Genomic DNA, 4,669 nt, shown 5'->3' with positions numbered 1-4,669 from the left:
CGATGATTCCATTGTTGTTAAGGAAGATAGAGTTGGCATTAATCTTTACCTCCCCTGCTGAATTCTCCTGTTCAAAGCTTCTAGCACTAACCGGTCCATCAGAGACAATTAACTGCCCAGTGGTAATTTCCAACAAATTTCCTGCATCTGGTGTGATTCCCCGATTAAACCGACCATCGGCTGAGGTAAAATTACCAATGGGTTGAACAGTAGAGGAGGTATTGAAACTCAAGTTCCCCGCGTTCCCAAGACCAAAAGTGCTAGCTGAAACTCTTGCTCCATCAGAGACAATTAACTTCCCAGTAGTAATCTTCAAATCTCCCGCATTTCCTGTTGCTCCGGGATTACCTTGAGTAGACAAGCCGCTGACAAACCCACCCGAGGCTGAGGTACCAATCACTTGAACCGTAGAGGAAGCATCCACTGTCAAATTTCCCCCGTTCCCAAGACCAAAAGTGCTAGCTGAAACAGCTGCGCCATCAGAAACAATTAACTCCCCAGTGGTAATCTTCACATCTCTGGCTTTTCCTGTCCCTTCAGTTTGAGTAAACAAGCCGCTGACAATCCGACCCGAGGCTGAGGTGCCAATCACTTGAACTGTAGAGGAGGTATCCACAATCAACTCTCCCCCTTCCCCTTCACCAAAAGTGCCAGCTGCAACTTGTGCTCCATCAGAGACCATTAACTCCCCAGTGGTAATCTTCAAATTTCCCGCTTTTCCTGTGCCTGGAGTTTGAGTAGACAAGGCGCTAGGAAACCGACCCGAGGCTGAGGTACCAATCACTTGAACCTTTTCGGAGGCATCCACTGTCAAATTTCCCCCGTCCCCTTCACCGATTGGGCTAGCTAAAACTTGTGCTCCATCAGAGACGATTAACTCCCCAGTGGTAATACTCAGATCTCCGGAATTTCCTGTCCGAAAAGTTTCAGCTTTCAAGCCGCTGCCCAACCCACCCGAGGCTGAGGTACCAATCACTTGAACAGTAGAGTCCGCATCTACAATCAAATTTCCCCCGTCCCCTTGACCAAAAGTGTTAGTAGTAACTTGTCCTCCATTCTGAAGCAAAAAAAAGTCAGTGTTAATCAGAATGTCTCCCCCATCTCCCGCACCGAAAGTTGAAGTAGAGAGGGTGCTAGGAATTGGAAATCGAGGTCGAATCAACCCATCAATCAATTTCACAGACTCAGAAGCATTCACAGTCACGTTTCCTGCCTTGCCCTCGTCAAAAGCGTTACTTAATACGCTTGCTCCATCCCTAAGGGTCAACTGACGAACATCGATGTTTATATCTCCACCGGGTAATGAGGTGAATGTGCTTGCTCTAACGGTAGAGGTTCTACCAATATCTAACTGTGAACCCCGGATGGAAATTGCTCCGTCGCTGTCTTGGGCAGCCAGGTCATTTTGTTCTTCAACGCTGGTACTGATAAAAGACCTCAGTATTCCGATATCCCGAAAGTTCTCAATACCTTCGTATCCCAAAACCCAACCTTTCCCTTTTGGTGTCAAACTTACTAGACCTGGACCAGCAACACTACCCAGTTCAATCCGACCACCTCGTGCTTCTAGAAAAAATCCTTCTAAGGTAATATCCCTTCCTACAAGAGCTAAAGTTTTACCAGGTTGCACTCTTAGCCCTAGTCCTTGAAAGAAACTCTGGAAACCACTAATTCCTTGTGCCCTAATACTGCCTGAGTTTTCTCCATATTGCAAACCAAGAGGCCCCTTAATCGTTAACAGAGGTGGAGCATCTGGGTTGGTGGCGCTGAATTGAAAACCATTGTCAAACACCACGCTGTTGGCAGTACTCCCAAAAAATGAGCCTCCCAAATCTAGGCTGCTATTGGGACCAAAGACAATACCGTTGGGATTTATCAGAAATAAGTTAGCATTTCCCAACACTCCCAGAGTCCCTAAAATATTGGAAACATTACCTCCAGTTACCCGACTCAGGATGTTCTCAATTCCAGCCGGATTAGCAAAATAAACCCGTCCCATCTCACCCACATTAAAATCTGAAAAGCTGTGGAAGAGATTACTGTCTCTAATCGCGCCACCTTCAATTAAATCTGCTAGGGCACCCTTAATAGTCACATTGGGCGTTACCACAGACCGTTCATTACCGAGGGTATTATCTGGAGTAATTTGCCCTAATGCGGTAGTTGCAGCCAGTAGAGAACACAGAACAAAGGGACTTGCTTGCAGAAGTCCGTAAACCACAGCTTTCATGTTAATCAATCAAAATGCTCCCGATGTCTGGGATTATTTCATAAAATACCTGTTGATTCTGTTAAGTTTTATTAGGTAGGGTGGGCAAAGTAATCTATTCGTGACGAATCAAAACAAGCAAACGGTTTTTCCGTAAGCATTCAGCCGTCAGCTGTCAGCCGTCAGCTAAAGGCTCACCCTGGGCGAACAGCTTTTTGGCACATGCCACAAGCGCTGTGACTTTACTCAGATTAAACTTTTGCTTACCTGTTTTATTCAAAAGCTGTTCCCTTAGCTTGCCGATAGCCCATAAGTAGGGTAGGGTGGGCAACGTAATCATTTAGTGACCAATCAAAAGAAGCAAACTGTTTTTGCCCACCCTACAAGCTGAATCCTTAGCTGACTTGCCGATAGCCCATAAGTAGGGTAGGGTGGGCAACGTAATCATGTAGTGACCAATCAAAATCACCAAACTGTTTTTGCCCACCCTACTCAAAGTAGAGTAGGGTAGGGTGGGCAACGTAATCATGTAGTGACCAATCAAAATCACCAAACTGTTTTTGCCCACCCTACAAGCTGAATCCTTAGCTCACCTTATAATCAGAAATCGTCTCAATCCACACCCTAGCCCCACATTTTAATGGATCATCTGGACGATACATCACCCGACAGGGGCCATTGACTTCTACCGTATGACCGTAAGTATTTTTAGAACCCCGTTTCACCGTGATCACAGGGTTGCGCTCCCCGCTCTTGAGATTTTGGCGAATTACCTTCTGATTAACGTGAATCACAGCCTTAGTGTACTCCGTGCGCTTTGACCAATTCCGCTTCGGTCCGCGAGTACCAGGAGTGACCACCGGCATACCATCAAACAGAGGAATCACCCAAGTCCTACCCACCTTATAAGCCCCCTTCACTCTGCCTTTGCTCAGCAGGAAACGGACGCGAGTGGCAGAAACACCTAGTAATTCAGCGGCTTGGGCGGTAGAAATCATCATGGCAGCAAAACCATTGCTTTAACGTTACTGTTAACTTAACACAAATTCTCATAAAATGCAAGGGGTTAGAAAAACTATTGCAGCGATGCAGCGCGGTCTTGGGGGTTTCCCCCACTCGCTATTGCATCAAGACATTGACACTATCTTTAGCTAGAGAGTGGTAAGGGTGGTAAGAGGGGTTAGAAAAACTGTTGCATTAACGCTATAGCAGAAGTCAGAAGTCAGAAGTAAAACTATTGCTATACTTAGCTTTGAGACTTTTGTCATGTCCTAACTGCCCTGGCGACTGCTATATCTGAGTTTAGGGGTTTTAAGGGTGGTAAGAGAGGAAAAAGTTTAAAGGGTCACAAAAACTGTTGCACTGACACTATCTCTAGCTAGAGGGTGGTAAAAGTTGTAAAGGTTGTAAGTGTGGTTTTAGTGGGAAAAGGGGTCAGAAAACTGTTGCACTGACGCACTGATGAGCAGCCCATATTGCGATCGCGTAGCGGTGCCTGCGGCACATCGCAGAGAACCGGTATGCGATCGCGTTTACAGAACCAGTATGCGATCGCGTAGCGGTGCCTGCGGCACATCGCGTTTACAGAACCAGTATGCGATCGCGTAGCGGTGCCTGCGGCACATCGCAGAGAACCGGTATGCGATCGCGTAGCGGTGCCTGCGGCACATCGCAGAGAACCGGTATGCGATCGCACCAAATACAACTAATACAATTCTCGTTACTGTTCCGATCTCCCCATCTCCCCATCTCCCCATCTCCCCATCTCCCCATCTCCCCACTCCCGATTACCGATTACCAATAGTTTCTCTAAAAGCTGGACGTTGAGACAAACGCATCACATAATCAGCAATAGCTGGATACTCTTTCAAATCCAAATTTACCAGTATTTTGGCATAAGCTAAATAAGAGCCTACTGCAATATCCGCCACACTTAAATTATCCCCTAACAAAAACGGTTTATCCGTTAATAGTTCATTTAGTGGCTTCAACAAACTGGAAGTTTCTTTCTCCCGTCTATCGTCCAAAAACAATTCTAGTCCTAAAGTAGCATTAGCAAACAAAACCCACTGCAAAATCTCCGACTGTTCTTCCAGAGAACTAGGGGTTTCTCCATACTTATTAGCTAAGTAAACCAAAATCGCTCCCGACTCCCAAAGTTTGAAGTCCCCATCTACAATTGCTGGCACTTTCCCCATTGGATTAATCGACAAGTATTCCGGCTGTTTATGCTCTCCAGCTTTCATATCCAGCAAGATATACTTATAGGGCACTCCCAACTCCTCAAGATACCACTGCACAATCGCAGCTCGGCTCCGAAGAGCACCATAAAGTAGTTGTGCAGATGATTGACTGACTTCAAAATTGTCATGACTACTGAATTCTGACTCTTGAGTAGGATAAGACATTGTTATAGATCTAGATTCGTTTACCTTAGAAGTATTAAATGCACTTTGCCCA

Annotated in this window: 5 protein-coding genes; all 5 read right to left on the bottom strand. The window is 45.9% G+C overall.

Annotated elements, in window-relative coordinates:
- A partial coding sequence (locus F6K37_RS32530) for a two-partner secretion domain-containing protein (RefSeq protein ID WP_287254769.1) occupies positions 1-2,230 on the bottom strand: 2,230 nt, incomplete at its 3' end.
- Between the two features lie 319 nt (positions 2,231-2,549).
- A complete protein-coding gene (locus F6K37_RS32525; protein WP_044493093.1) occupies positions 2,550-2,777 on the bottom strand; it encodes a hypothetical protein in 228 nt (75 codons plus the stop codon).
- A gap of 16 nt (positions 2,778-2,793) precedes the next feature.
- Positions 2,794-3,210, bottom strand: coding sequence for a helix-turn-helix domain-containing protein (locus F6K37_RS32520; protein ID WP_008183917.1), 417 nt, complete (start codon positions 3,208-3,210; stop codon positions 2,794-2,796).
- A 377-nt stretch (positions 3,211-3,587) separates the two neighbouring features.
- On the bottom strand, positions 3,588-3,905 hold the full coding sequence (locus F6K37_RS32515; protein WP_287254765.1) for a hypothetical protein: 318 nt from the start codon (positions 3,903-3,905) through the stop codon (positions 3,588-3,590).
- Between the two features lie 91 nt (positions 3,906-3,996).
- On the bottom strand, positions 3,997-4,617 hold the full coding sequence (locus F6K37_RS32510) for a glutathione S-transferase family protein (RefSeq protein ID WP_502887792.1): 621 nt from the start codon (positions 4,615-4,617) through the stop codon (positions 3,997-3,999).
- Between the last annotated feature and the right edge of the window lie 52 nt (positions 4,618-4,669).

Source organism: Moorena sp. SIO4E2, from assembly GCF_010671945.1.
Taxonomy (GTDB): Bacteria; Cyanobacteriota; Cyanobacteriia; order Cyanobacteriales; family Coleofasciculaceae; genus Moorena; species Moorena producens.
The sequence above is the reverse complement of the archived record's forward strand: the minus strand, read 5'-3'. Positions and strand labels throughout refer to the sequence as shown.